Annotated in this window: 22 protein-coding genes; 9 read left to right on the top strand and 13 right to left on the bottom strand. The window is 62.1% G+C overall.

Annotation, left to right across the window (positions count from 1 at the left end):
- Position 1: 1 nt before the first annotated feature.
- Positions 2–3,472: a T9SS type B sorting domain-containing protein gene (locus tag CGL56_RS18590; RefSeq protein ID WP_167641659.1), complete on the bottom strand. Its 3,471-nt coding sequence runs from the start codon at positions 3,470–3,472 to the stop codon at positions 2–4.
- A gap of 148 nt (positions 3,473–3,620) precedes the next feature.
- A complete protein-coding gene (locus tag CGL56_RS16155; RefSeq protein ID WP_099107621.1) occupies positions 3,621–4,373 on the bottom strand; it encodes a porin family protein in 753 nt (250 codons plus the stop codon).
- Between the two features lie 65 nt (positions 4,374–4,438).
- Between CGL56_RS16155 and CGL56_RS16160 the strand changes: the two genes are divergently transcribed.
- Positions 4,439–5,488 (top strand): gliding motility protein GldB-related protein, encoded by a 1,050-nt coding sequence (locus CGL56_RS16160; protein WP_099107622.1) that lies wholly within the window; start codon positions 4,439–4,441, stop codon positions 5,486–5,488.
- 48 nt (positions 5,489–5,536) lie between these two features.
- Positions 5,537–6,493: an isopenicillin N synthase family dioxygenase gene (locus CGL56_RS16165; protein WP_099107623.1), complete on the top strand. Its 957-nt coding sequence runs from the start codon at positions 5,537–5,539 to the stop codon at positions 6,491–6,493.
- A 326-nt stretch (positions 6,494–6,819) separates the two neighbouring features.
- Here CGL56_RS16165 and CGL56_RS16170 read toward each other — a convergent pair whose 3' ends face one another.
- The 7 genes from CGL56_RS16170 to CGL56_RS16200 form a co-directional block, all read right to left on the bottom strand.
- A complete protein-coding gene (locus CGL56_RS16170; RefSeq protein ID WP_099107624.1) occupies positions 6,820–9,114 on the bottom strand; it encodes a GH92 family glycosyl hydrolase in 2,295 nt (764 codons plus the stop codon).
- An 87-nt stretch (positions 9,115–9,201) separates the two neighbouring features.
- Positions 9,202–10,650 (bottom strand): pyridoxal phosphate-dependent decarboxylase family protein, encoded by a 1,449-nt coding sequence (locus CGL56_RS16175; RefSeq protein ID WP_099107625.1) that lies wholly within the window; start codon positions 10,648–10,650, stop codon positions 9,202–9,204.
- A gap of 136 nt (positions 10,651–10,786) precedes the next feature.
- The gene (locus CGL56_RS16180; protein WP_099107626.1) at positions 10,787–11,332 is read right to left on the bottom strand and encodes a dihydrofolate reductase family protein; all 546 of its coding nucleotides are present in this window, start codon (positions 11,330–11,332) and stop codon (positions 10,787–10,789) included.
- A gap of 17 nt (positions 11,333–11,349) precedes the next feature.
- Positions 11,350–12,438 carry a sterol desaturase family protein gene (locus tag CGL56_RS16185; protein ID WP_245851995.1) on the bottom strand — a complete coding sequence of 363 codons (1,089 nt, stop codon included), beginning with the start codon at positions 12,436–12,438 and terminating at the stop codon, positions 11,350–11,352.
- 21 nt (positions 12,439–12,459) lie between these two features.
- Complete coding sequence (locus CGL56_RS16190) at positions 12,460–12,846, bottom strand: hypothetical protein (protein ID WP_099107628.1); 387 nt, start codon at positions 12,844–12,846, stop codon at positions 12,460–12,462.
- 51 nt (positions 12,847–12,897) lie between these two features.
- Positions 12,898–13,650, bottom strand: a complete 753-nt coding sequence (locus CGL56_RS16195; protein ID WP_143470759.1) for a DUF2490 domain-containing protein — start codon at positions 13,648–13,650, stop codon at positions 12,898–12,900.
- Between the two features lie 131 nt (positions 13,651–13,781).
- Positions 13,782–14,102: a TfoX/Sxy family protein gene (locus tag CGL56_RS16200; protein ID WP_099107630.1), complete on the bottom strand. Its 321-nt coding sequence runs from the start codon at positions 14,100–14,102 to the stop codon at positions 13,782–13,784.
- A 129-nt stretch (positions 14,103–14,231) separates the two neighbouring features.
- Here CGL56_RS16200 and CGL56_RS16205 point away from each other — a divergent pair, with 129 nt between their 5' ends.
- A complete protein-coding gene (locus tag CGL56_RS16205) occupies positions 14,232–14,768 on the top strand; it encodes a hypothetical protein (RefSeq protein ID WP_143470760.1) in 537 nt (178 codons plus the stop codon).
- Between the two features lie 79 nt (positions 14,769–14,847).
- Here the strand turns inward: CGL56_RS16205 and CGL56_RS16210 are convergent, their stop codons facing one another.
- Together CGL56_RS16210 and CGL56_RS16215 are read right to left on the bottom strand one after the other, a co-directional pair.
- Complete coding sequence (locus CGL56_RS16210; protein WP_099107632.1) at positions 14,848–16,230, bottom strand: FAD-binding oxidoreductase; 1,383 nt, start codon at positions 16,228–16,230, stop codon at positions 14,848–14,850.
- A gap of 198 nt (positions 16,231–16,428) precedes the next feature.
- Positions 16,429–17,475 carry a nickel-binding protein gene (locus tag CGL56_RS16215; RefSeq protein WP_167641658.1) on the bottom strand — a complete coding sequence of 349 codons (1,047 nt, stop codon included), beginning with the start codon at positions 17,473–17,475 and terminating at the stop codon, positions 16,429–16,431.
- A 288-nt stretch (positions 17,476–17,763) separates the two neighbouring features.
- Here CGL56_RS16215 and CGL56_RS16220 point away from each other — a divergent pair, with 288 nt between their 5' ends.
- The 6 genes from CGL56_RS16220 to CGL56_RS16245 all read left to right on the top strand — a co-directional run bounded on the left by CGL56_RS16220 (position 17,764) and on the right by CGL56_RS16245 (position 23,775).
- Complete coding sequence (locus CGL56_RS16220) at positions 17,764–18,051, top strand: Sec-independent protein translocase subunit TatA/TatB (protein WP_099107713.1); 288 nt, start codon at positions 17,764–17,766, stop codon at positions 18,049–18,051.
- Positions 18,052–18,178: 127 nt separating this feature from the next.
- Complete coding sequence (lysS, locus tag CGL56_RS16225) at positions 18,179–19,714, top strand: lysine--tRNA ligase (RefSeq protein ID WP_099107634.1); 1,536 nt, start codon at positions 18,179–18,181, stop codon at positions 19,712–19,714.
- 37 nt (positions 19,715–19,751) lie between these two features.
- Complete coding sequence (locus tag CGL56_RS16230; RefSeq protein WP_099107635.1) at positions 19,752–20,663, top strand: aldo/keto reductase; 912 nt, start codon at positions 19,752–19,754, stop codon at positions 20,661–20,663.
- A gap of 5 nt (positions 20,664–20,668) precedes the next feature.
- Positions 20,669–22,084: a GMC oxidoreductase gene (locus tag CGL56_RS16235; protein WP_099107636.1), complete on the top strand. Its 1,416-nt coding sequence runs from the start codon at positions 20,669–20,671 to the stop codon at positions 22,082–22,084.
- Between the two features lie 16 nt (positions 22,085–22,100).
- Positions 22,101–22,901 carry a prolipoprotein diacylglyceryl transferase gene (gene lgt, locus CGL56_RS16240; protein ID WP_099107637.1) on the top strand — a complete coding sequence of 267 codons (801 nt, stop codon included), beginning with the start codon at positions 22,101–22,103 and terminating at the stop codon, positions 22,899–22,901.
- Between the two features lie 262 nt (positions 22,902–23,163).
- Entirely contained in the window at positions 23,164–23,775 is a 612-nt protein-coding gene (locus CGL56_RS16245) for an HAD family hydrolase (protein ID WP_099107638.1), read from the top strand.
- Between the two features lie 32 nt (positions 23,776–23,807).
- Here CGL56_RS16245 and purQ read toward each other — a convergent pair whose 3' ends face one another.
- Both purQ and CGL56_RS16255 read right to left on the bottom strand, forming a co-directional pair.
- Positions 23,808–24,515 carry a phosphoribosylformylglycinamidine synthase subunit PurQ gene (gene purQ / locus CGL56_RS16250; protein WP_099107639.1) on the bottom strand — a complete coding sequence of 236 codons (708 nt, stop codon included), beginning with the start codon at positions 24,513–24,515 and terminating at the stop codon, positions 23,808–23,810.
- A 283-nt stretch (positions 24,516–24,798) separates the two neighbouring features.
- Positions 24,799–25,803, bottom strand: coding sequence for a sugar kinase (locus CGL56_RS16255; RefSeq protein ID WP_099107640.1), 1,005 nt, complete (start codon positions 25,801–25,803; stop codon positions 24,799–24,801).
- Between the last annotated feature and the right edge of the window lie 749 nt (positions 25,804–26,552).

The raw sequence follows: 26,552 nt of genomic DNA on the forward strand, positions 1-26,552 counted from the left end.
GCTAGCGGATCACCGCAATATCCCCCCGGTAAAGCAGGGTAACCCCGTCAATGAAGGCCACCTCCACGGTATAGACGTACACGCCCAGGTCGGCGAGCTGCCCGCTGGGAGTCCGGCCGTCCCAGAGCAGGGTGCCATCGAGGCAGTTCGCGGGAATATCGGTGGCCTCATAGACCAAGCCGCCCCAGCGGTTGAAGATGTTGACCCGGGGCACGCCTACTACCCCCTGGCAGGCGTAGATGCGGAACTCCTCATTGCGGCCGTCCTGGTTAGGGCTGAAGGCATTGGGGAGGTATACGTTGCGGTTGGCGTCCACCTCCACCAGGATATCCTCGATGGCCTCGCAGCCATTCTGGTCGGTCACCGTAAGGGTATAGATCCGGGTCTGAAGGGGGGTAACGAAGGGGTTGGCCACCGTGTCGGCGGAGAGAAACTCCGCAGGCGTCCACAGGTAGGAGTAATTGCTGGACATGGGCGTCACTACGGGGGTGAGCTGCTCCAGGGTATCTCCCAGGTCAACCAGCAGTCGCTCGGGGAGCTCGATCACGATCTCCTCCGGCTGCTCGACGTTGAAGGTCAGGTCGGAGCGGCAGCCCACGGAATCGAAGACGGTCACTACCACCTCTCCGGCGAAGGTGCTGCCGGGCTGGTCGGCGGGCAGCAGGAATCCATCGTTGTTCAGGGTGAAGGTGAAGTCGTCAAAACCGGACGATTGCCCACCAAAAGCGGTGTCGAGGCGCACCGTGGTCATCTCGCCGAAACACAGGGGGGGCTCGATGTCCTGAACCGCGAAGGTGATCGGCTGGGGCTCGATGATGGTGTACTGCAGGCTGTCCTGGCAACCCTCCACGTCGGTCACGGTGACCGCGTAGGTACCCGGGGCCAGGTTACCGGCGACGTTGTCGTCGTTGTCGGCAACGTTGGCGGACCAGCGGTAGGGGTTATTGGCCAGGGGGTTGTTGTTGGTGCTGCTGACGAATACCGCTACCACCCCGTTGGAATCCCCCGCGCAGGTCACCGTAGGGGTGGTCAGGGTGGGGTTGATCGAGAGGGTCAGCGGATCGGGCTGGTTCACCACCGCCGCGGCGGTATCGGGCTGGCAGCCGCGGGCGTCGGTGATCAGCAGTTGGTAGCTGCCGGCCGGCACGCCGGTGATGGCGGGGCCGGTTTCCGGCCGGTCAATCCAGTTGTAGGTGTACCCCGGGGTTCCCCCGGTCACCTGGGCGGTTACGCTGCCGTCGGATTGGCCGAAGCAGTTGACGTCCTCCGTGGCAAAGGCAATCTCGAAGTCTTCCGGACTGCTGATGGTATCGGTAAAGACTTGGGGACAGAGCCCGTCGGTCACCGTCACGCTGATGGGGCCGCGGGTCAGGCCAGTCACCGTGGCGCTGGACTGGCCGGTGATGGTATCGCCGGAAGACCAGTAGAAGTCGAAGGTGCCGGTACTGCCGTCGCTGAACAGGGCATCGAAGGTGGCCGCACCGTCGGCGGTGCTCTCATCCGGGCAGCTGACCCCCTGGAGGTCGGAGAAGGTGCCGGTGATGCCCACGGGGTCCTCGAGCACGAAGGTGGTGCTGAAGGGGGGCTGGCAGTTGTTGGCGTCGGTGATGGTCACGCTGTAGGTGCCGGCGCTGAGGTTGGTGATGAAGTTAGCGCTGGTGCTGGCACCGGCTACCGACCAGTCGTAGCGGTATGGCGGCGTACCGCCGGTGGGGTAGACGAAAATGCTGCCGTTGGACTCGCCCAGGCAGACAGGTGGCTGGAGATCGAAGCTGTCCAGCTCCACCAGTCCCGGGCTGGCCACCTCGCCGATAGCCTGGGATACACAGGCGTTGGAGAGGGTCGCCTCAAACAGGTAGAAGCCCACGCTAAGGTCGGCCGTGGTGCGGGTACCGATGTCCACCTGCTCGCCGATGGTCCCGTCGTTATTGATGCGGTACCAGGCCGTTTCGGTGACGGTTTCGCCCTGGGGCGGCGTCACGATGGTGAAGAGCTGTCCGTCGCTGCTGGAGGGGCAGGACACCGAGTCGGTGGCGATGGGCTGGATGCTGGCCCGGGGTGGAGAGAAGATCTTGAAGCGGAGAGAGTCGATACAGCCATTGGCGTCGGTGACGAAGGCCACGTAGTTCGTGTCGGGCTGCAACTGGTCCAAGAAGTTGGTGTCCGCCACGATGGTGTCGAACCGCATGGTCGTATCGGTGGGGTGCGGCAGGCTGTCGTTCTTGAACCGGAAGGTGTAGGGGGCGGTGCCGCCGGTAAAGTTGATGGTGGCGGTGCCGAACTCATCCGGGCAGCCGAAGTCGGTGGTCTCCACGGTGTCGATTTCCAGCAGGGCCGGCTCAATAATCGTGACCGTATCGGTGACGGTACAGCCCTCGGAGTCCTGGTCGCGCAGCACCACCAGGTAGTTGCCGGGGCCGAGGTTATCGAATACCCGCGGGGTGCGGCCCTGGTTGGCCACGGTCTGGTAGCCCACCAGCTCGGTGCCGTCCTCGGCCAGCAGGCGGGTCTCGAAGGGGTAGTCGGGGGTAGCGCCCTCGAAACCGGCGGTGACGGAAATGCTGCCGTTGGCGTCGCCGAAGCAGCTGATGTCGGTAGTGGCGGCGGTGAGCAGCAGGGTCTTTTCGGCGGCCACCGTGAAGCTGGTGGTAGTCTCGCAACTCCGTGCATCGGTCACGGTCACCGTATAACTACCCGGTTCCAGGTCGCTGCGGGCGATCTTGTTGTCGAGGGTCTCGGTACCATCCGACCAGTTGATGCGGTAATTGCCGTTGGTGTTTTTGGTGCCGCCGGTGATGGGCACGTTGACGGTACCGTCGCTAACCCCACTACAGGTGGCCGCGTCGGAGCGGAGCTGGCTGCTGTTGGCCACCAGGCGGCTGGGGGAGCGCAGGGTCTCGGAGTCGCTGGAGGCGCAGCCGGTCGTGGTATTGGTTACCGTGACGGAGTACTGGTCGGGGCCCAGCGCGCTGATCCGGCGGGTGATGGCGCCGGTGCTCCAGCGGAAGGTGTAATTGCTGTAGTCGGAAATAGGGTTGCTGCCGTCGAAGACCACCGCTTCCAGGATGCCGTTGGTGTCGTCGAAGCACTGGATCTCCTGCACCACCTGAATGGCGGTGGTGATGTTCGGCTCCAGGATCTCCACCTGGTCGGTGGCGGTGTTGCCGGCGGCGTCGGTTACCGTTACGGTGTATTCTCCGCTGTTGAGGTTGGTGAAGTTGATGGCCACGCCATCGCTGTTGGTGGAGTTGGAGCCCGTTACCGGCGGAGTAGCCGGGCGGGTACGCACGATGCTGAAGTCGTAGTCCGGGGAGCCGCCGCGGGCCGATACGGTGATCACGCCATCGCGTTCGCCCAGGCAGCTGATGTCGGTCTTGGTGACCGTCAGCGCCAGCTGCGCCCGTAAGCCCGTGACCCCGAAGATTGCGAAAAGCAGGAGGAAAAGGGCACGGATACCGGGGCGGTCAGGCATAAATGTGTAGTTCATAAGCATACGAAGGGCCGCCGCTGGGAGGGGCCGACGGGAGGAACTCCCTACCAACGTCGGCTTGTCGGGTTTCATTGCACCCGCGCGCCGCCCGCCCGCCAGGTAAGCGGGGCGGTAACGGAATATGTCGGTGTTAGAACATTATGCCCAAAAGAATGGAGATGGAGTTCACCCTGCCCTTGCTGTTGTCCTCGGCGGGGCTGCGCTGGTCGCGCATCAGCTGGGTGTCCTTGTCGGTGGTCAGGTCCAGGAGGCCCGACTGAAAGGCCAGTCCCGCGATGAGCGAAGAACTGGTGGAGATGGCGTACTCGATGCCACCGCCGAGGCCCCAGGAGAGGTTGAGGGCGTTGACCTCGGAGCTGATCTTGAAGTTCTCACCAGCGTCGATGAAGCTGGCGTTCTTGATGCTGCCCCGGCTGCCGGAGACGATGCCCAGGGTGAAGGCGGGCTGTACGAAGTAGCGCATGTAGCCGAACTCCCGCGTCCGCAGGGTGAGGCCCAGGGGCACCTCCACGAACTGGATGCTATAATCGAAGGTCTTGCCGCTGAGCTGGGAAGGGCTGGGCGGGTTGGTGAGAGTTTCGGCCAGCGATTCCCGCCAGATGTCCACCGAGGTGAACTGGTCGTCGTAGCGCAGTGCGCCGCCGGAACCGAAGTGGACGTTCAGTCCGGTATGGATGCTGTAGTTGTCCTGGAAGTAGTATTCGGCGATCAGGCCCAGTTTCAGGCCGAGGTTGGTGCCGTCGCTCTCGATCAGGTTGTTGTCGGTGGTCAGGTAGCTGAACGACGGACTGAGCTGGAGGCCAAACTGGATGGGGTTGTACTGACCGAAGGCAGTGAGGGAGGTCAGCAGGAAGGCGAGGCAAAGGGGTAGCTTGGTGCTCATTTGGTAATAATTGGGAGGTATAGTCGTTGTCAAACGACCGGCCTCCCGCGGTGTTTACCTCCCCCATGAAAGTTAGCAATTACTTATTCCTCCCCCTCCTGTTCCTGACCTTCACCTCCTGTTCCGAGGAGCCGCCCCCGCCCGACGTCAGCGACATCGAGGTCGACCTGACGGTGCTGCGCTTCGACCAGGCCCTGACGCAGCTGGATACCAGTGACTTACCGGCGGAACTGGAACGTCTGGACGATACCTACGGCAGTTTCACCGACGCCTTCTTTACCCATCTGGTGCCGGTGCGGCGGGGCGATTTCAGTGCTGAAGAGGGCCAAAACGTCCTGCGGGCCTACCTGGAGTACCCCCTCACCCGGGTGGTGGATTCCACCGTGGCCGAGCATTTTTCTCCGGAGGGCGGCGGCGCGCAGGTGCCGCAAATGGTGGAAGATTTCCGCCAGGGCCTGCGGTACTTCCGCCACTACCTGCCCGACGCTCCCCTGCCGGATACCTTGGTGACCTTCAACACCCACTTCGAACTGGCCGCCTTCCTCTACGGCGAGGGGCAGATTGCCGTCGGACTGGAGTTTTTCCTGGGGCCCGACTTCGACTACGCCCTGGTCAATCCCGAGGAGCCCATCTTCTCCGATTACCTGGCCCAGAGCTACACCCCAGCCCACTTCACCGGTAAGCTGCTGCGGGTACTGGTCGAGGACCGCTTCCCGCCCCCCCGCTCGGGGCGCCTCATCGATTACCTCATCTACGAGGGCAAGAAGCTTTACCTCCTCGAGCTGCTGCAGCCCGCCACCCCCGACCACGTGGTCTACGAAGTGACCGAGGAGCAGATGGACTGGCTCAGGGACAACGAAACGCCCATCTACGCCTACCTCCAGCGGGAGGACATCCTCTACTCCACCGACGTCAACCGCATCAACAAGTACACCCGCCCGGCGCCCTACACCCCGGGCATGCCGGTGGAGTCGCCCGGCGGGGCGGTCAACTACCTCGGCCGCCAGATCGTGGCCGCCTATATGGCCGCCCATCCGGAGGTGAGCCTGACGGAATTGATGGAAATGACCGACGGCCAGGAAATACTCCGTGGAGCCCGGTACAAACCGCGGTAACACTCGCGATGTTTACCACCCGTAACCAAGTTAAAACAAGACATACCCATGGCCGTCACCGCCCCCCGCACCATCCCCCTAGTTGACCTGTCCACCTTCACCAAGGGTGATGAGGCCCAACGCAAGGCCTTCGTCGAGCAGCTCGGCAGCGCTTTTCACAACATCGGCTTCGTGGGCGTTACCGGCCACGGCATCCCGAAGGACCTGATCGACGACTTCTACGTCGCGGCCAAGCAGTTCTTCGCCCTGCCCGTTGAGGTCAAGCGTAAGTACGAAGTAGCCGGCGCCGCCGGTCAGCGGGGCTACACCAGCTTCGGCAAGGAGCACGCCAAGCAGTCGCAGGTAGCCGACCTGAAGGAGTTCTTCCAGATCGGCCAGGAGCTTGCCGACAAGAGCGACAGCGCCTTCGAGGCCAACCCCCAGGTGTCGGAAGTGCCCGAGTTCATGAAGCTCGGTACCCAGCTCTACCGCGCCTTTGAGGCCAGCGGAGCCAGCCTGCTGCGGGCCATCGCCCTCTACCTGGGACTGGAGGAAGGGTACTTCGACCAGTACATCAACGACGGCATGAGCATCCTGCGGGCCATTCACTACCCGCCCATCACCCAGGAGCCCGCCAGCGCCATCCGCGCCGAGCAGCACGAGGACATCAACCTGATCACCCTGCTGGTAGGCGCCAGCGCCGGTGGCCTCCAACTGCAGAACACGGCCGGCGAATGGCAGGAGATCGTTCCCGAGAACGACGAGATCGTGATCAACGTCGGTGATATGCTCCAGCGCCACACGAACAACTACCTGAAGTCGACCACCCACCGGGTGGTGAACCCGCCCCGGGAGCAGTGGCACGAGCCCCGGCTGTCGATCCCCTTCTTCCTCCACCCCCGCCCCGAGATGAAGCTCGACGTACTGCCCAGCACGGTCACCGCCGACCGCCCGCAGGCCTACGAGCCCATCACCGCCGGAGAATACCTCGACGAGCGGCTGCGGGAGATCGGACTGAAAAAGTAAGGCCGAGGCCTTTCAGGCCGAGTGGAGGTTAGGGTCTCCAGGCCGATACCTTGAATTACCGCCAGGGCGCGGGGGAAGCAGTTAGCATCCTCCGCGCCTTTTTTATGCCGCGTGGGGCTGAATGCCTCCCAGCCCGATTCAGGTTGAAACCGCGGAGATGCAGAGGTTCAAAGCGGGGACATTCGTACACCTCTGTGCCTCCGTGGTCGTCAGGGTCACCTTGTGTGGTTTGAGCGGGTAGAGGGCCTCCCGGCCCGACTCACAATTGGCCCTAGAGGTGCTCCACCCGACCTTTGCTCGCCCCGCAGGGGCTCGACCTAAGCGACCTACTCGTTCGACAGGGAGTATGGATAGGACGCCGCCCCCGTGCCCCGCTGTTTGTTGGGTGTATCACCCATCTTGAAGTCGAGCGTCGCTCCCTCCATCAGGGTGTCGTGGGGCAGGTAATTCTTGTCGTAGGCTTCACCGTTTAGGGTAAGCCGATCGATGTAGCGGTGGTCGGGACCGTTTTGGGGAGCATTGATGGTGATGGTCTTCCCGTTTTCCAGGTGGAGGGTAGCCTTGCGGAACAGGGGGGCACCCAGCACGTATTCGCCGGCCGCCGGTGCCACGGGGTAGAAGCCCAGGGCCGAAAAGACGTACCAGGCTGAAGTCTGCCCGTTGTCCTCATCGCCGATGTAGCCGTCGGGGGTGGGCTTGTACATGCGGTCCAGGGTTTCCCGAACCCAGTACTGGGCCTTCCACGGCTGCCCGGCGTAGTTGTAGAGGTAGATCATGTGCTGGATGGGCTGGTTGCCGTGGGCGTATTGCCCCATGTTGGCAATCTGCATCTCGCGGATTTCGTGGATCACCTGTCCGTAGTAGCTGTCGTCGAAGACCGGCGGCAGGGAGAATACCCGGTCGAGCTGGTCCACGAAGGCTTGCTCGCCCCCCATCAGATCGATCAGCCCCTGCACGTCGTGAAAGACCGACCAGCTGTAGTGCCAGCTGTTGCCCTCGGTGAAGGCATCGCCCCACTTGAAGGGATTGAAGGGCTGCATGAAGCTGCCGTCCTTGTTCTTGCCGCGCATCAACCTGGTTTCCGGGTCGTAAAGCTTGCGGTAGTTGAGGCTGCGCTGCCGGTACTTTTCCACCTCCGCGGCGGGTTTGCCGAGGGCCTGGGCCAGGCGGTAGATGGCGAAGTCGTCGTAGGCGTACTCCAGGGAGCGGGCGGCGTTCTCGTTGATGCCCACGTCGTAGGGCACGTAACCGAGTTCATTGTAGTACTCGGCGCCGGCCCGACCTACGGCAGTGAGGGGGCCGGCATTGTTTGCGCCGTGGATGAGGGCCTCGTAGAGGTTCTCGATGTCGTAGTCGTAGGCATCCCCGCTCTTCAGGTAGGCCTCGGCGACTACGGAGGCGGAGTTATTGCCCACCATCACGTTGCGCAGCCCGGGGCTGGCCCATTCCGGCAGCCAGCCGCTCTCGTCGTAGGCGTTGGAGAGGCCCTCCTGGATGTGGCCGTTCAGTTCGGGGTACATCAGGTTCAGGAAGGGGAAGAGGGCGCGGAAGGTGTCCCAGAATCCGGTGTCGGTAAACATATATCCGGGCCGCACCTCCCCGTTGTAGGGACTGTAGTGCACCACCCTGCCGGCGGCGTCGTACTCGTAAAACTTGCGGGGGAACAGCAGCGAGCGGTACAGGCAGCTGTAGAAGGTGCGGAACTGGTCGACGGTGCCGCCCTCCACTTGAATGCGGCCGAGTTCGGCGTTCCACTGCTCGCGGCCGGCCTGGCGTACGGTCTCGAAGTCATCGTTGCCCAGTTCCTCCAGGTTTCGCGCTGCCTGCTCGTGACTGATGAAGGAGGAGGCCACCCGGGCGTGTACCGTTTCTCCCTTGGCGGTCCGGAAGCCCACGACGGCGCCGGCGTGGTCAGCGGTCTGCTCCAGGGCCGGGGTCAGGGTGGTGTCGCTGAAGGTATGGGTTTGGGTAAAATCCTTGTCGAAGACCACCACGAAGTAGTTGCGGAAGTTGTCGGGCACGCCGCCGCTGTTGCGGGTGGTGTAGCCAATGACTTTCCTTTCTTCCGGGATGATCTTCACGTAGGAGCCGCGGTCGAAGGCGTCAATGACCACGTAGCTGCTGTCGGTCTCCGGGAAGGTGAACCGGAACAGGGCCGCCCGTTCGGTGGGGGTGAGCTCGGTGGTCACGTCGTGGTCGGCCAGGTACACCGAGTAGTAGTGGGGTTTGACGGTCTCGGCCTTGTGGGAGAACCAGCTCTGGCGGTCCTCCTCCCGAAAGCGCAGGGCGCCGGTCACCGGCATGAGGGAGAACTGTCCGTAGTCGTTCATCCAGGGGGAGGGCTGGTGGGTCTGCTTGAAGCCCCGGATCCGGTTGGCGTCGTAGGTGTAGGCCCATCCATTGCCCATTTCGCCGGTCTGCGGCGTCCAGAAGTTCATGCCCCAGGGGCGGGCGATGGCCGGGTAGACGTTGCCGTTGGAGAGGCGGTAGTCGGAGTCGGTGCCCATCAATGGGTCGGCGTAGTCCACGGGGTTGTCGATGGCGCCGATGAGGGCCGATTGCGCCGGCAGTACGAATGGACAAAAGAAGATGAGGAAGAGAAGGAAAATGGTGTGATACATGGGTACGGGGTGTGCCGGCTGAAGGTAATTACTAATGAAAAGGTCGAGCGAATCCGCTACGATGAATGCCTGGCTTTTGCTCGGGATTCATACTGTAAAGTTGGGCGGCGGAGCGCTGGTGCCCAACTTCCGTCTCAGGCGGTCCAGCAGCCCGACCAGGGCGTCAATGTCCTCCCGGGTAGTGGCATAATTAGTGATGCAGGCCCGCAACACGTCCACGCCGCGGATGGGGTAAACGCTGATCCAGGCCTCCCCGGAAGCTACTACCCGCGCGCAGAGGTCGCGGGCGAAAGCCCCCGGATCAGCTTGTCCGGGCCAGGTGAAGCAGACGACCGGCAGGGGCGTATCCACTGCGATCATCCACCCCCGGGCGGTGAGTTGCTGCCGCAGGTAGTCGCCCATTTCGACGTGGTGGCGGATGGTCTCGGCGTAGCCCTCCCAGCCGAAAACGAGCAGCGAGAGGTACATCCGCAGTCCCAGGAAGCGCCTCGACCACTGGATGGTGTGGGTGTAGGGGTCGACCACCGAGAGGGAGCCGCCCTCCCGGGGCATGTATTCCGCCGTGGTACGGAAGGTCTTGCTGAGGATGTCGGGGTGGCGCGTCAGGAACATCCCGGTGCCCATGGGTACGGAGAGCCACTTGTGGATGTCGGTGGTGATGGAGTCGGCCACCTCGATGCCCCGCAGCAGGGGGCGGTAGTCGGGGTGGAGTACGGCCGCCCCGCCGAAGGCGGCGTCGACGTGGAGCCACACGCCGGCTTGCTGGCAGACGTCCGCGATCTCCGGCAGCGGATCGAGGGTGGCCGTACCCGTGGTGCCGGCCGTGGCGATGACCATGACGGCAATTTTCCCGTTCGCCCGATCCCTGGCCAGTTGTTCCTTCAGGGCCGAAGCCTCCATCCGCAGCTGCTCATCCACGGGAATCTGCACCACCGAGTCCAGTCCCAGGCCCACTACCCGGGCGGCCTTTACGACGGAGTGGTGGGCCTGGTCCGAGCAGTAAATCACCGGCTCTCCGCCGAAGGCTCGGAAGCCCCGGTTGGCGTAGTCCGGAAAGCGATGGTTCAGGGCGCAGAGGATGCCGGTAAGGTTGGCCTCCGCCCCGCCGGTGGTGAAGGTGCCGTCGATCACATCGCCGGGGTAGCCAAACCGCTTGCCGTACTCCTGGATCAGGTGAGTTTCGACCTCCGCGGCGTAGGGTGAGTGGCTCCAGGCCGCCAGCTGGGGATTGAAATAAGCCGCGATGAGGTCGGCCAGGATGGAGGGGAAGTTCGCGCGCGGATTGTACAGTCCGTAGTACCGCGGGTGGGGCACGTGCACCTGATGCTGCAGGAGGTTGTCCACCACCGCGCCGATGGCCTCGTCGGCCGGCAGGGGGCGGGAGAAGTCGTATTGGGCCACCGCGTCTCGGACCTGCTCCGGATCCAGGTCGGGAGCCACGCGGTGGTCGCGGGTGTGGGTATAGTAGTCTTCGAGGCGGGACAGCAGGTCATTGAGGAGTTGCTGCCGTTGGTCGGGGGTTAGGTCGAAGGTCATGGAGCGGATAAAAAGGACGAAGTAGGAAGGGCGAGGTACAAAGTACGAAGGTCACGATCAGCTTCGGCTCTCGGTTAACGGGTGTCCGGCCTGTGCATGGGTGGGCCAATAGTACACGTTTCGCCGTCGGAGAAAGCTAGCGTGTATACCGCAGCTGGATCAATCCGCTGTCGTAGCGGACGCACGATTGGGCCTGCAAGTTGATCGGCGGCGTACCCCCTATAAACAGCCGCTTGCCATCGCCCAGCAGGATGGGGACGACCGAGATGATGTACTCGTCGATCAGGTCCTCGGCCATGAGCAGCCGCACGATCTCCGCGCCGCCGTCGCAGTAGATGTGGCCGCCGTCCTCCCCTTTCAGGCGTTCGACGAGGGCCCTGACGGGTCCGTTGTAGAAGGTCACTCCGTCGGCGTCCGGGAGGTCCTGCTGGCGGGTGAGGACGTAGCAGTCGAACTGCCGCGCCTGGGGAAAGTTGCCGTTCATCAGCCCGCGTATCACGTCGTAGGTTCTGCGGCCTACCAGGTAGGTATCGACCTGGCGGGTGAAGTCGGCGTAGCCATAGTCCTCCCCCGGGCGCTCAATGGCGAAGAGCCAGGAGAGGTCGTCGTCGTGGGTGGCCAGGTAGCCATCCAGGCTCATGCTGATGTAGAGAATGACCTTGCGGGGGTTGGCGGAATTCATGCCCACCAAATTACCGCCTAGACGGCAGACTTTTCTCGCTTTCGCAAGCCGGTGGTGCTTTGCCGGAGGAAGTCATCGGGGAATTCCTCCACCCCCTGGAACCCTAGCTCCAGCTCCCCGTCGTGGTAGGGCTGGTATTCGGTGCCGAAGAGGTAGTCCCACACGGCCAGGGTAAGTCCGAAATTTACCCCGTGGCGACGTTCTTCGGGCAGGGTCTTGGCGTGGTGCCAGAGGTGCATTTCTGGTCCGTTGAACAGGTAGGGCATCAGGGGCGCAAGCAGCAGGGCCCCGGCTCCGGCCCCGAGGGCACCCCCCGCCAGGGTGGTGGTCAGGTCGGGGGCCGCCAGCAGGGTGATCTCGAAGCTGCCGCTGCCGATGGCCAGTCCGACCAGCGCGCCCACGATGGCGCCCGTGGCCCGGTGCGGCAGGCGGAAGTTGGCGTGGTTGTAGTGGCCCCAGGCCAGTCCGAACAGGTGGATGATGAAGAAGTCATAGAGGCCGATGCCCAGCAGCGCCAGGGGCAGGTACTCCAGGCTGCGGTAAACCACGGTCTCCATCCAGTGGAAGCGCAGGTGGGCCGCGAAACCCATTTCCCGTACCGAGTGGTGGACCTGGTGGAATTCCCACAGCCAGTCCACCCGGTGCAGCAGGCGGTGGATCCACCACTGTACGAAGTCGCGTACCAGGAAGCCCAGCAGCAGCACCGCCCACAGGGGCCAGCCGTTGATGGGGTTGAAAGACTGCAGGTCAAAGCCGTTGAAGGCCGCCTTGATCCCGTCGTTGAGCAGGGTCACCACCACGGTGGAGGCGGCGTTGTAGACGATGAGGGAGAACAGGAAGAAGTTGAAGAACATGTAGAACACGTCCAGGAAGAAATCCCGCCGCAAAATCCGCTGGTTGCGCCGCCACGGCATCACCACCTCCAGGACGAAAAACACTACCGATACGAAGATGAGCACGTAGAAGTAGGACGACCACCGGGGGTTGGCGATGTCCCGCCAGAGGTAGTCGGCGTACTCGTAGTAGCTGCGCAGCGCCAGGTCGAAGTAGTACTCCATGGGGCAAAAGTCAGGAATGAAGCGGAAATCTTCTGTGACTTCGGTCACACATGCCCGATTCGCTGCCCTTTACCCGTACAGCGTCAGGTAGTAAATGCTGATCGCTACCAGGGTGGCCAGCAGGAGGGCCAGGGCCAGCAGGCGGGGGGTAGGCGTCCAGTGGCCAATGAGAGGCAGGCTCTCGGTGATGGCCTCCCACTCCTGCAGGCGGCCGAAGTCGCTCGGCGGCGCGGCACGCCGCGCCTCAATGCCCAACTCGGTAAGTACGGCGGCCGCGGCGGGGTAATCCTGGGAAGCCACTTCCAGTACCGCACCCCGCTGCCCCAGCAGGTAAGACCCCACGTACAGGCTGTGCTCGAAATGCACCCGGTAGTCGATCTCCTCCCGGTTGAGGGAAAGCTTGAGGAGGGTGAGGGTCTGGAGGTTGCTGACCTCGGCCAGGCGACGGTAGGGCATGATGATGGAACGGCGGTAGGGACCGGGAAGATAAGGCGGGAAACGCCGGCCTCAACCCTCCGGCGCCGCCTCACCACCCACCCGGTGGCGCACCACCAGCCAAATGACCTCGGAACTCCGGAACACCCCGGGGGTGGCCGTAGGCGCGGTCTGCTGGGTAAAGGTGAGGGAAAGGCCGAAGCGGTTGCTCCACTCCAGGGCCGGACCAAAGAGCAACCGATTGCGCAAAGTGGCCTTAAAATCGGGGCCGCCGCCCAATTGGAGGAGGAGTTCGTCGCCCAGGGTCAGCGTCAGTTGGCGCTCCGGGTGATCGGCGGAGAGGCGCAGCAGCCGCAGTTTCAGTTGCAGGGCGTAGCGGGGCCGCAGGTAAGCGGGGGTTTCGCGCTCCCCCACCGCGTCGTTGGCCTCAATGCGGAAGAACCGCTCTTCCAGGCGGAGCCGGTGGCGGAAGGCCAGTCCCCACAGCCGCTGGGCGACGCTTACCTCCTGGAAGGGACGGAATTCCACCGAGCTGACCTCCCCGGAACGGTAGTAGCCCGTATACCCCAGCCCGGACGTCAGCCGCACGCCGGGGCGGGGGGCGAAAGTAGCCGCTGTGCGGATCTGGTAAAGGTTCGATTCCCGGAACCCGGTGCGCCAGCGAAAGCCAAGGTCGGATACCAGCGTCCACCTTGCGGCCAGGGGCCACTGGTTCTGGTAGCGGATACCCTCCTGGTCCTCGTGGAGCATCTGCCGCTTCTGGGCGCCGAGGACGGACGGACCTAGCAGACAGACCAGGAGGGTCAGGCACAGGGAAGCCTTCAAACTGAAAAAGGAGGGCAGGGCCACCGGGGGGAGATGATTTCAGGGTAAGGGGGGCAAGGCCCACGCTGAAATATAAATATAAAATCAGCTTGGCTGCGGAGCCGGTTGTCGCCGCGGCGCGGGTGCCGGACTCAGGCGGAATGCGCGATCGCTACCGATTTCCTGGCCCACCGCGTCAGTTCAGCCCGGTCCTCGATCACCTCTACCGGTACCTCCCAGTAGGGCATCCCCTTTTTCTTGCCCCCCGAGTGGAAGGGTTCCATGCCGCGGTCCACGAAATCCTGGCGGTTCGTATCGTCTACTTTCAGGCGGAACGCCCCGTGGCCGACCATGGCGAACATCTTCCCCTCGTGGAAGAAGCCGTAGCCGCCAAACATCTTCTTTCCCGTGATTTCGCCGAGGTCGGCGAGCTGGTCGCGGAGGTAGGTTATGTAGTCTTCGGAAACTGCCATGGGGTACGTTTGCTGGTTTGCCGCCCGGAAATCGGGGGCGTACCGGTAAGTTAGGGGGAAATGGGTGGCCCCGAATGGACGGCGGGTTCTACCTTGGGGGCACGTTACTCCTGAATTTCCATCTCCTCCTTGCGTTATTTTCTCCTGTTATTGATCCTCGTGCCGGCGTGGCTGGTGGGGCAGTCCGAAGCCGACTACGTCCGGGCCCTGGCCCAGTCCCTGGGTGGCCGCACCGAGGTGGCGGTCACCAGCGGACGGGTGGATATCCTCACCGACGACTACGCCATCGAAGTGGACTGGGCCCCCAAGTGGAAGGAAAGCGTCGGGCAGGCGCTGTGGTACGGGCTGCAGTCGAACCGGCGGGCCGGCATCATCCTCATCCTCCGCGATGCGGGGGACTATAAATATTTCCTCCAGCTGAATTCCGCCCTCGCCCACGGTGGACTGGAGGGTAAGATCCGAACCTGGGTCTACCCCAACGATTTTCCAGAGATCGGGCCCGGGACCAGGGCCGCGGCACCCCCGCCCGGCGAGGCGACCGATCAGCAGTATTGGCTTTCCACGAACAGCCGCAAACGCCACCGCCGGGGCTGCCGGTGGTTTGCCGAATCCCGGGGGCGCTACTGCACCGCAGAGGAAGGGGTGGCGGCCCAGTGTTGCCACTGAGCGGTTCACCCTCCACCTTAAGTGTTCGGGCCCCCGAAGGAGATAGGAGGTGCCCGGGCAACGCTCCCGCGGGGATGCCTTACGGGACGATGTTCTGGTTGATGCGGAACAGGTTTTCGGGATCGTACTGCCGTTTGACCTCAACCAACCGTTCATAATTATGGCGGTAGCTGGCCCGGACCCGATCCGACCCTTCGTCGTTCATCATAAAATTGGAATACGCCCCGCCCAGCGAGGTGGGGTGCAAGGCGTCGTGGTATCCCTTGCACCAATCCGTAATCTTTCCGGCATTTTCTGGGTCGGGATCCACACCGACAATGACGCCGGCATACTTGGCATCCCGGTAGGCCCAGGCGGTTTCCTCGGCGCCTACGCGCGCTGCGGCACCGCTGAGGGGATAAAGGTGCATTTGGGAAAGAGGCGTTGGGATATTGCTGCCAAACTTCCGGTGTTGGGCAGCGGCTTCGGGGGGAATCTTGTCGAAGAAGTCGCCGCGCCAGTACCACTGCATACCGGGCGGGAACAAGCCGTCGAAAAGGGTTTGTATGCTTGGGTACGGCATTTCGCCTACGTGCTCAAAGAGGGGTTCCAGCTTCCGGACCGGCTCGAAAAGCGATTCAAAGTTTTCGGGTTCTCCGGTGTAACACCATACCACCCCGCAATAGGGCTTGTTATGCATATGCTCGGGGAAAGGCGGGCCGGGAATCACCAGGGTGGTCAGAAATCCGTTAAGGTCTTCAGGTGCCGCATGGATGAAGCCGTCAAACCAGGCCATGATCTCTTCCGTGCGGGATATGGGCCAAAGGGTAGGACCGCCGATGACGGTATGCACAGGGTGGGCCTGGAATTTAAAGGCGGTAACGATGCCGAAGTTACCCCCGCCCCCGCGGTTGGCCCAGAAGAGGTCGGGGTAGGAATCCTTGTTCACCGTGACGAAGGATCCGTCAGCCAGGACCATGTCCGTTTCCAGGAGGTTGTCGATGGTGAGACCGTATTTCCGGGACAGGTACCCCACTCCGCCGCCGAGGGTCAGGCCGCCAACCCCGGTGGTGGAGATGATGCCAGCCGGAACAGCCAGGCCGAAGGGGTGGAGGGCGTGGTCGACTTCACCCCACAGGTTGCCCCCGCCGACGCGGACGGTGTTGTCGTTCGTGTTGACGCGAGTAAATTTTATACCTGCCAGGTCGATGACCATCCCTCCTTCACATATTCCGAGGCCACCCCCGTTGTGCCCGCCGCCCCGCACGGCGATGGGTATATCGTTCTCCCGACCGAAGTTAACGGCGGCGATCACGTCGGCAACATCCACGCAAAGGACGAGGAGCGCGGGCCGCTTGTCAATCATGGCGTTGAATACTTTTCGCCTTTCGTTGTAGTCCTCGTCGGTGGGGAATACGAGTCGGCCCCGGAGTTGTGCTTGGAGGGTCTCGTAATTCAGGTCGGAGATGGTTAAAGGTGTCATACGGTGAGGTGTTAGCAGGTGAAGGAGAATGAAATGGCCGGCTCCAGGCTGGTATTCCAGCTGCGGGGGCCATTGTTTCAAGGTATTCCTGGGAGATCACCGCGATTGTAACAGGTGGTTCAAAGGCTGGCACACAGGGTTCAGGCCAAACCGGTCCGACCCGCAGTCGGTCATTTCGGATATTGAATGGCCGTTACGTCATTGGTGGGTTACGCTGAACGTACTGGGAGAATGTCCGTACCGTGCCTTGAAAGCCCGGCTGAAATAGGAGGGGCTGCTGAAGCCTACCGCGTAGGCCACCTCCGATATGGTGAGGTAGTCTTCGGTCAAGAGTTGGAGGGCGCGGCGAAGCCGTATGAATTTGATCAGTCGACCCGGGGATATACCCACCAGCGACTTGACCGCACGGTACACTGATGCCTTGCTCATGCCCAGAAGGCGGTTGAAGCGGTCAACGGTAAGGGAAGGAAACACCACTTCGCGCTCGACGGTGGAAAGTGCCCGGGCGAGAAACTTGAAATCATCCTCCGAGAGGGATGTAGCGGTAAGGGCTTCCGTAGCAGTATCCCCCGCTTGCCTGCGGAAGAAAAGGAAGGTTTCTTTGTCCATAAAGGTACGATCCGGCATACCCAGCAGTGCCAGGCATTGCAGGGTTCTACTGGCGGCTTCATACTGGTAATTGCTGTGCCGATCGAGGAACCGCCCCGTACGCAGGCCTATCTGGTATTCCCCGCTGGTCGGGGAAGCGGTGAATGCGTTTTTGATCGCTTGGGCACAACGCAGGGCGTCGGCGCAACTCGTAAACCAGGCCAGGTAATGATCGCCGGACCGGGGTAAGAGGTGTCCGCCCCTTTGCACGATGTCCTGGGCCAAAGCATTCTTCGTGCCATTGTCGCACCTGAAGGTGTCGAGTCGTAGCAGTGTGCGAAATCCGGAATCGAGGCCTGGATCCGCCCCGGTGTAGGCCAGGTCGTCGAGGCGGTCACCAAACAGCAGGCCCCCCGAACCATCTTCGGTGAGTTCAACAATATTACATGCGGTCATGCCATGGGCTTCCTCGTGAACGGCGTGACAGGCCGCCGCACTTGGACCGCGCAGCAGGCAGAACACCTTCTTGTTGGTGGTGTCCACCCAATATTTCAGCTGCCTGACGCCATGCCTTTTTTCCACTTTCAGGTCTTGCACATGAGCCCGGGCTACTTCCTCAGCGAGCAACTGCTCACTGTCGATTATGTGGATATCCATGTATAGGGGCATCGGAAGGACATTTTAGATGGGCACACGTCCATTGACGGCACGCCATCATCCTGAGGTAGGGAGGGCGTTTCTTAAAATAGGGTATTTCCGGCACCCGCGCGCCGCCGCCTACCCTGAATCCGTCAACCCCCGGAGCCCGTAAGTTGTACTCATAGGTCGCCGGGGCGAAGCCCCCCGATTGCGGAACTAACGATGCGGGGGAACAACTCAAAGGGCCACCGACACGTTATCCTCTAACTTGCGTTATCTTTGGTGACGCTTTCAACTACGATGATGATGAATACCACGCTGCTTTTCCTCAACGCCATCGGCCCGGAGATGATCCTGGTCTTCTTTGCAATTCTGCTGCTCTTCGGCGGTAAGAAAATCCCCGAACTCATGCGCGGCATCGGCAAGGGTATCCGTGAATTCAATACCGCCAAGGGCTCCCTCGAACAGGAACTCAAGGAGGGAATGAAGGAAGAAGAACAACGCGAAAAAGACGCCCGCGAACTGCGTGAGCTCCGCGAACGTGAAGCCCGCCGCCAGAAAGAGGAGTCTTTCATTACCCGCGACAACGACTAGACCACCGGTCCCTTTCCGGTCGGAAAAGCTTCTCCATCCTGCGGGGTGGAGGAGCTTTTTTGTTGGTACCCACGGCCGCAGCCGCCGGGCTGCCTTACCTTTGCCCGCCGCAACTTAATCTAGCCCCATGGAACTCACCGACCAGGAAAAAATCCGGCGCGAAAACCTCGCCAAGATCCGCGAACTCGGCATCGACCCCTTCCCCGCCGCCACGTTCCCGGTAACCCACCTGGCCGCCGACATCCCCCAGCAGGTGGAAACCGACGCCGAAGGCAACGTCACCAACCTCCAGGAGGTCACCCTGGCCGGTCGCATCATGTCGCAGCGCATCATGGGCAAGGCCGCCTTCGCCAACCTGCAGGACAGCAGCGGCCGCATCCAACTCTACGTGAGCCGCGACGACATCGCCCCCGGGGAAGACAAGACCCTCTACAACACCCTGTTCAAGAAGCTGCTCGACCTGGGCGACTTCATCGGCGTGAAGGGCTTCGTGTTCAAGACCCGCACCGGCGAGATCTCCGTCCACGTCAAGGAACTCACCTTCCTGGGCAAGTCGCTGCGCCCCCTACCCACCCCGAAGCGGGACGAAGAAGGTCGGGTGTACGACGAATTCAAGGATCCCGAACTGCGCTACCGCATGCGGTACGTCGACCTCACCGTCAACCCCCAGTACAAGGAGATCTTCCGCAAGCGCAGCCGCCTGATCACTTCCATGCGGCAGTTCCTTGACGACCTCGGCCTGATGGAGGTGGAAACCCCCATCCTGCAGCCCATCCACGGCGGCGCGGCGGCCCGCCCCTTCAAGACCCACCACAACACCCTGGACGTACCGATGTACCTGCGCATCGCCAACGAGCTGTACCTGAAGCGGCTCATCGTGGCCGGCTTCGACGGGGTGTACGAGTTCGCCAAGATGTTCCGCAACGAGGGCATGGACCGCACCCACAACCCGGAATTCACGGCCGTGGAGTTCTACGTAGCCTACAAGGACTACAACTGGATGATGGAGACCTGTGAGCAGTTGCTGGAGCACGCCGTGCAGTCCGTCAACGGAACCACCACCGTCAAGGCCGGGGAGCACGAGATCGACTTCAAGGGCCCCTACCGCCGCCTGACCATGGCCGACGCCATCCGCGAATACACCGGGGAGAACATCGATGGGGCCGACGAGGAGGAGCTGCGGGCCATTGCCAAGCGACTGCACGTGCACGTGGACAAGACCATGGGCCGTGGCAAGCTCATCGACGAGATCTTCGGCGAGAAGGTAGAAGGCCACCTGATCCAGCCCACCTTCATCACCGATTACCCGGTGGAGATGTCGCCCCTGACCAAGAAGCACCGCAGCAAGGAAGGGCTGGTGGAGCGCTTTGAGCTCATGGTGAACGGCAAGGAGATCGCCAACGCCTACTCCGAGCTCAACGACCCCATCGACCAGCGGGAACGCTTCGAGGACCAGCTCCAGCTCGCCGAGCGCGGCGACGACGAGGCGATGGCCACCGACGAGGACTTCCTCCGCGCCCTGGAGTACGGCATGCCCCCCACCGCCGGCATCGGCATTGGGATCGACCGCCTGGTGATGCTGCTGACTGGCCAGAAGAGCATCCAGGAGGTGCTTTTCTTCCCCCAGATGAAGCCCCAGGCACCCGCGGCCCCGAAAAATTAACCGGCCTTGGGCTGCGTTGACTAGCTTAGCTCTCCTTATGCGCAACGCCGATCGAGTCAATTTGGGATTTGGAACTTCTTCCCTGGGGAGGAACTACACCGTACGCGGGGCCGTCCGCAACCTGGAAACCGCCTTCGACCAGGGCGTGACCCACTTCGATACCGCCCCGGCCTACTGCTTCGGGCACGCGGAGATGCTGCTCGGCAAGTTCATCCGTGACCGCCGCGACGCGGTGACCGTCACCACCAAGTTCGGCATCACCCCCCGGCGGATACCCTTCGCCCTGATGCCGGCCTTCAACCTGGTACGCACCCCGCTGAAGCGATTGCTCTCGACGGCGGTAAAGGTTTCGGGCAGCCAGCACCACCACGCTTTCTCTTACACAACGACCATCGACCCCCAGCGGCTGGAGGACAGCCTCCACCACAGCCTCAAGGAACTGGGGACGGACTACGTCGACTACTTCATGCTCCACCGCATTGCCTCTCCCCTGGCCAACCAGGATGATGTGGTAGACCGGCTGCTCAGCTTGCAGGCGGCGGGCAAGGTGCGCCACCTGGGGCTGGCCGGCAGCTTCGACGATGCCTACGGCAGTGAGCCCTTGCGGGAAGCGTATACCGCCATCCAGTTCGGCGACGACCTCGGCAAACGGTTCCGGGAAACCATCACTGATGACCTGCCCGGGCGGCACTATTTCCGGTTCGGGGTCTTTTCCATTATGGGAAAGGCCGCAGACTTCCTCCGCGAGTACAACGAGCCCGACATCTCCGCCGCGGAACTTTGTCTCGCCTACTACAAGGAGGACAAGGACTTCGGGACTACCCTATTTTCCTCCTCCCGCAACGAAAACATCCGGGAGGTCGTGCGGCTTTGGCGGTCGGACCGGCCGCTTCCCCCCCACGTCATTTCCCGGTTTCGGGAATTCCTTTTGCAACCCGTCAAGGTATAGTTCTTATGGACCGACCTAGTGTATGTATTATCGGCTGCGGCACCTACGGATCTTACCTGTTGCGGCAACTCCGGGAGCGCCACGGTGACGCCCTGGACATCACGGTCGTGGAGGTCGGCAACGAAACCACTAGGAGTTCCGAGGAAATCGGCCTGGCTACCAGCTCGGATACGAGCAAGGTGTCGCGCTTCGGAAGGTATTTCGGCCTCGGCGGTACCTCGGCCCGCTGGGGCGGACAAATCCTCTTCTTCGATGAACGGGACATTCAGACGGACGATCCGGACTGGAACTACGTAGTGGAACTCAATAACCGCCACCGGGGGCGGGTGCTCCGGGAGCTCCTGGGCAGGAAGAAGAAGTTGCGGGAAAAGGAAGACCCCCGGGTCAAGAACGGCATCTGGCTGGGCTACTTCAAGCGGAACCTGTTCAAGCGGCTGGGGAAGAAAGACAAGGCGGCCGTACGCTGGCTCAAGAACAGCCGGGTAACCGGCTTTAACGCCGCCCCCGACGGGACGATCAGTGGGGTGGAAATCCGGGCGGTCGACGGTACCGATTCCGTGGTCGAGGCGGATCGCTTCTACCTCACCTCCGGTGCCCTGGAAAGCTGCCGCCTGCTGCGCAAGCTCGACAATGGTACCCTGGCCCGGACGGACCTCGGCAAGAACCTCGGCGACCACGTCAGCGTCGAACTCTTCCGGGTGAAGAATTCCCCGCCCGTACTGCACGGCGTGGATTTTACCCCCCGTTTCATCGGATCCTCCCTGTTCACCAAACGGCTGCTGGTCAATACCCAGGGCGGAAGGGTCAACTTTGCCCACGTGGTGCCGAACAAGGACGTTGCGGCCTTCACCGTCCTCAAAAAAGCCATGTTCGGGCGGCAGGAGGGTGGCGCCAGTTTAAAAGAAGTGGTCCAAAGCTTCAAGTTTCTGGCCCTGTTTGGCAGCAAACTGGTATTCCGGCGCAAGCTGCACATCCACCGCAACGACTGGAGCCTGCAGCTCGACATTGAGCAGGGTGACGAAACCGACAACGAGGTGTTGATCTCCCAGGAAACCGACCGGTTCGGCGAGCCCGGCATTCACGTCAAGTGGAAGGTCAGCCGCAGCGACCGCGCGGCCATCGCCGAAGCCAAGAAGAAGGTCAAGCAGGTGCTCGACGCCGAGGGCCACCGCTACGAAGAACTCTTTACCGACATCCACGAATACGAGAAACTGGAAGACACCTACCACCCCGTAGGATTCATCCGCATGGGCGAGGACGAGCGCGCGCCCGTCGACCGCGACTTCCGCGTACGGGGCACCCAGAACCTTTACCACTTTTCTACCGCGCTATTCCGGAGCGCCAAATCCATCAACCCTACCGGGGCGGGCTTCTGCCTGATCGAGGAACACCTCGAGCGGGCCTACCCCATGTCCTCCTAGGGTGTTGAACCACGATATGCTGTTATACATCACCTGGGACGCGTCCCCCGAAATATTCTCCATCGGCCCCCTCACCCTGCGGTGGTACGGCATGATGTTCGCCATCGGATTCCTGCTGGGCTTCATGATGGTGCGCCGGATGTTCCTGCGGGAAGGGGCCCCGGAGGCGTGGCTCGACTACTGTTTCTACTTCCTCATCGCCGGCACCATCCTGGGCGCCCGCCTGGGCCACATCCTGTTCTACCAGTGGGATTACTACAGCCAGCACCCAGGTGACATTCTCAAGATCTGGGAGGGCGGTTTGGCCAGCCACGGCGGCGTTATCGGCGTAGTCACCGCCCTGTGGCTCTTCAGCAGGTACATCAGCAAGAAGTCCTTCTTCTGGATCAGCGACAAGGTAGCCGCCCCGATCGCCCTGGTGGGGGCCATGATCCGCTTCGGCAACCTGATGAACAGCGAGATCGTCGGCACCCCCAGCGACGCCCCCTGGGCCTTCCTCTTCGTGAACGCCATGCCCCCGAGCCTGGCCGACGTGCCCCGCCACCCGGTACAGATCTACGAGAGCCTCAGCTACCTGCTCACCTTCGCCATCCTCATCACCCTCTACTGGAAGACCGATGCCCGCAACAAACCCGGCCTGCTCACCGGCCTGTGGTTCGTGCTCATCTTCGGCTTCCGCTTCCTCTGGGAGTACTTCAAGAGCGACCAGGGCGGCTTCGGCCAGGCCCTCACCACCGGACAATGGCTCAGCCTCCCCCTGGTAATCCTCGGCCTGTTTCTTTACTTCCGCGCCCGGCAAAAAGCGCCAACCGCCTAACTTTCCGGCGCGGTCGCAGGTGCCATAAATCGGGAGAAAGCCAGGCAACGCCCCCACCCGAGCAAAGCGAGGGATCATGGCAGCACCCCGGCCCGAGCGCAGCAAGGGAGAGATGCATTTCCTTCACCCGAGCGAAGCGAGGGGCAAAAGCAACACCCATTCAGTCCTTGACCCCGTGGCCCCTTTACCATCCCAAGCGAAGCGAGGGGCAAATGCAACACCCATTCAGTCCTTCAGTCCTTCACCCCTTCACCCCTTGACCATGCTCCACACCATAATCTTCGACCTAGGCAACGTCCTCATCGGCTGGCAACCCCGCGCCCTCTTTGAGCAGGTATTCGAGACCCGCGAAGAGGTGGACTACTTCCTGGCGAACGTAGCTACCCTGGAGTGGAACGAGAAGCAGGACGCCGGCAGGAGCATCGAGGAGGGTACCCGGGAGCTGATCGAGCGGCACCCCGAGTTTGAGCGGGAGATCCGCATCTACTACGACCGTTGGACGGAAACCATCACCGGCCCCATCGAGGGCAGCGTCGAGATCCTGAAGCAGCTCAAGGCCTCGGGCAAGTACCGCCTCCTGGCCCTGACCAACTGGTCGCACGAGCTCTTCCCCTGGGCGCGGGAGACCTTCGACTTCCTGGACCTCTTCGAGGAAATCATGGTCAGTGGGGAAGTGAAGCTCCAGAAGCCGGATCCGGCCATCTACCGCCTGCTGCACGAGCGGTTCGACCTCCAGGGCTACGGCGGCTGCGTCTTCATCGACGACAGCCTCCGCAACGTGGAAGCGGCCCGCCGGGAAGGGCTGGACACCATCCGCTTCGAAAATCCGGAGCAGTTGCGCCGCGAACTCCGGGAACGGGGCGTGGAGATTTAGGGGGGGCTTTAGACTGTTTGTCCGTTAGTCCTCTAGTTGGCGGCGGCCACCGCCTTGGCCAAGCTCTGGAAGATGATCAGCCCGTCCCGGTTGCCGAGCAGTTCCTCGCTGGCGCGTTCCGGGTGGGGCATCATGCCGATGACGTTGCGGTTCTCGTTGCAAATGCCGGCAATGTTGCCGATGGAGCCGTTGTAGTTGCTTTCCAGGTTCACCTCTCCGGCGCCGTCGCAGTAGCGGAAGAGGATCTGGTCGTTCTGGTTCAGGCGGAAGATCGTGTCCTCATCCGCGTAGTAGCGGCCTTCGGCGTGGGCCACCGGGATGCGGAGCACCTGTCCGGGCGACAGCTGCCGGTTGGTGGGGGCGTTGTCGGTCTCGGCGCGGATGTAGACGTTCTTGGCGATGAATTTCTGCTCCCGGTTGCGCAGCAGAGCGCCGGGCAGCAGGCCGGCTTCGCACAGGATCTGGAAGCCGTTGCAAATGCCGAACACGTAGCCGCCCCGGTTGGCGAAGTCGATGACCGACTTCATGATGGGCGAAAAGCGGGCCACGGCACCGGCGCGTACGTAATCGCCGTAGCTGAAGCCGCCCGGCACGATGATGCAGTCGTCGGTAGTGAGGTCACCGAGGCTTTCTTCCTTGTGCCACAGCTTGACGGTCTCCCGGCCCAGGACGGTGCCGAGCACGTGGACCATGTCGTCGTCGCAGTTGCTGCCGGGGAAAACGATTACGCCGAATTTCATCTCCTTGAATTTAGGGGGCAAAGATAGTGAACGGGGAGTTGGTGAGACATCGGATGTCGGTTGGGTGCCATCTTGTCAGACATCGGATGTTGTCGGGGGCGGAATAAAGCAGTTTTTCACAGGATTGGATGATGGGAAGACTTGTAGCAGGTTTTTGTGCCGCGGGGGTAGGGTTTATTGCCGGCATATGAGAAAACCGGGCGATGCCAATTTGTCAGACATCCGATGTCTGACAGGGTGGCATGAGGACAGCATCCGATGTCTGACTGTTTGGCAGAGCCAATTACCGCCGCACCCGTCCGCTGCCGTCTCCCTGCATCAGGGAAATGACCTCCTCGGCGGTGACCAGGTTGACGTCGCCGGGGATGGTGTGCTTCAGCGCCGCGGCAGCCACCGCGAAGCGCAGTGCGTAGGTCAGGTCGCCCGGCCAGGAAAGCAGGCCGTGAATGAGGCCCCCCATGAAGCTGTCGCCGCCGCCCACCCGGTCCACGATGTGGGTGAGCTGGTAAGTGGGGCTGCTGTGGAGTTCCGTGCCATCCCAAAGCAGGGCGCTGTAGGTGTTGTGGCTGGCGGAGATGGAATCCCGCAGGGTAGTGACGATCCGGGTGGCCTTGGGGAACCGCTGTCCCAAGGCCTTGGCCAGAGAAAGAAAGTCGCTGTCGTCCTCTACCCTGACGCCGAAATAGTGGGCCGCCTCGAAGCTCCCGCCCACGATGACGTCGCAGTAGTCGACCAGCTCCGGCATCACTTCGGCCGGCGACTTGCCGTACTGCCACAGCTTGCTGCGGTGGTTCAGGTCTACGCTGATGGTGATGCCCCGCTCCGCGGCGGCGCGACAGGCTTCCCGGCAGACCTCCGCCGCCGAGGCACTTACCGCCGGGGTGATGCCCGACCAGTGAAACCAGGATGCCCCCTCAAACGCCCTATCCCAGTCGATGTCGCCCGGAGAGACGGTGGCCATGGAGCTGTCCTCCCGGTCATACAGCACCTTCGAAGGCCGCTGTACCGCGCCCGTCTCCAGGAAATACAGCCCCAGCCGCTTGCCGCCCCTTACGATGTGGGTGGTGTCGATGCCCGCGGCGCGCAGCGACCGCAGGGCGCATTCCCCCAGGTCGTTGTCCGGCAGCCGAGAGACAAAGCTTACATCCTGTCCGTAATTGGCCAGGGAGACAGCCACGTTGCTCTCTCCCCCGCCGTATTCGATTTCCATGGTACTGGCCTGACGGAACCGCTGGTGCCGCGGCGTGCTGAGGCGCAACATGATCTCGCCGAAGGTGACTACTCGCATGGGGAAAGGGTATTGTGTTCAGTGAATGCCGGCATTTCCGCTCAACCTGGCACCCGCGTTCGCGCAAAAAAGTTCTGGATCCCCCAATGGGGCAGGGTGAAGTGAGGCTTGTCTGCTGGCGGGGCCGCGGGTCCCACGGCAACGAATATAGCCGGGACGGGCGGTTTGTCCGCAGCTACACCGCCGGGGGCACCGGAAACGTACAGTTCGTAAGGGGCAGGGAACGGGGTTTGGGAGGCATGATCGTCGGTTAACGAGCAACAAGGTAGGGAAAATTGGTTTACCAATTATTGGTCAACCAATTTTATGGCGGGTGCCAAAAACTTAGTGGAGGTAATAAAGGACGTCCTGGCCTCCGCCCACTCGACAGCGGACATCATTCTGCTAGTCAGGAAGAATTGTTGCCGACCCATCTCTTACTGGAACAAAAGCCCCATCTCCACGGAAAAAAATTCAATAACATTTGGCGGGACGAAAAAAGGATGTATATTTGGTTGACCAATTATTGGTTGACCAATTCATGGTCGACCAATTTTAACCTTAAGTCCGTTCCTCCAAAGGCGTGCGTTCACGTCGGGCCAGTCTAGTGCCCGGGAAGCGGTATACAAGGTGCGTCGACGCCGGCAGACGATGGTAACTGCAGCACCCGGGTAAGTCACGGACGGGCTTCCCGATAACTCATAACGCTATACTTCACATCGGAATTTGAGTTGAGCCGGAACACCGGTACCTCGCCCCCATAGAGCCGC

This window comes from Neolewinella marina (genome assembly GCF_002631205.1).
Lineage (GTDB): Bacteria > Bacteroidota > Bacteroidia > Chitinophagales > Saprospiraceae > Neolewinella > Neolewinella marina.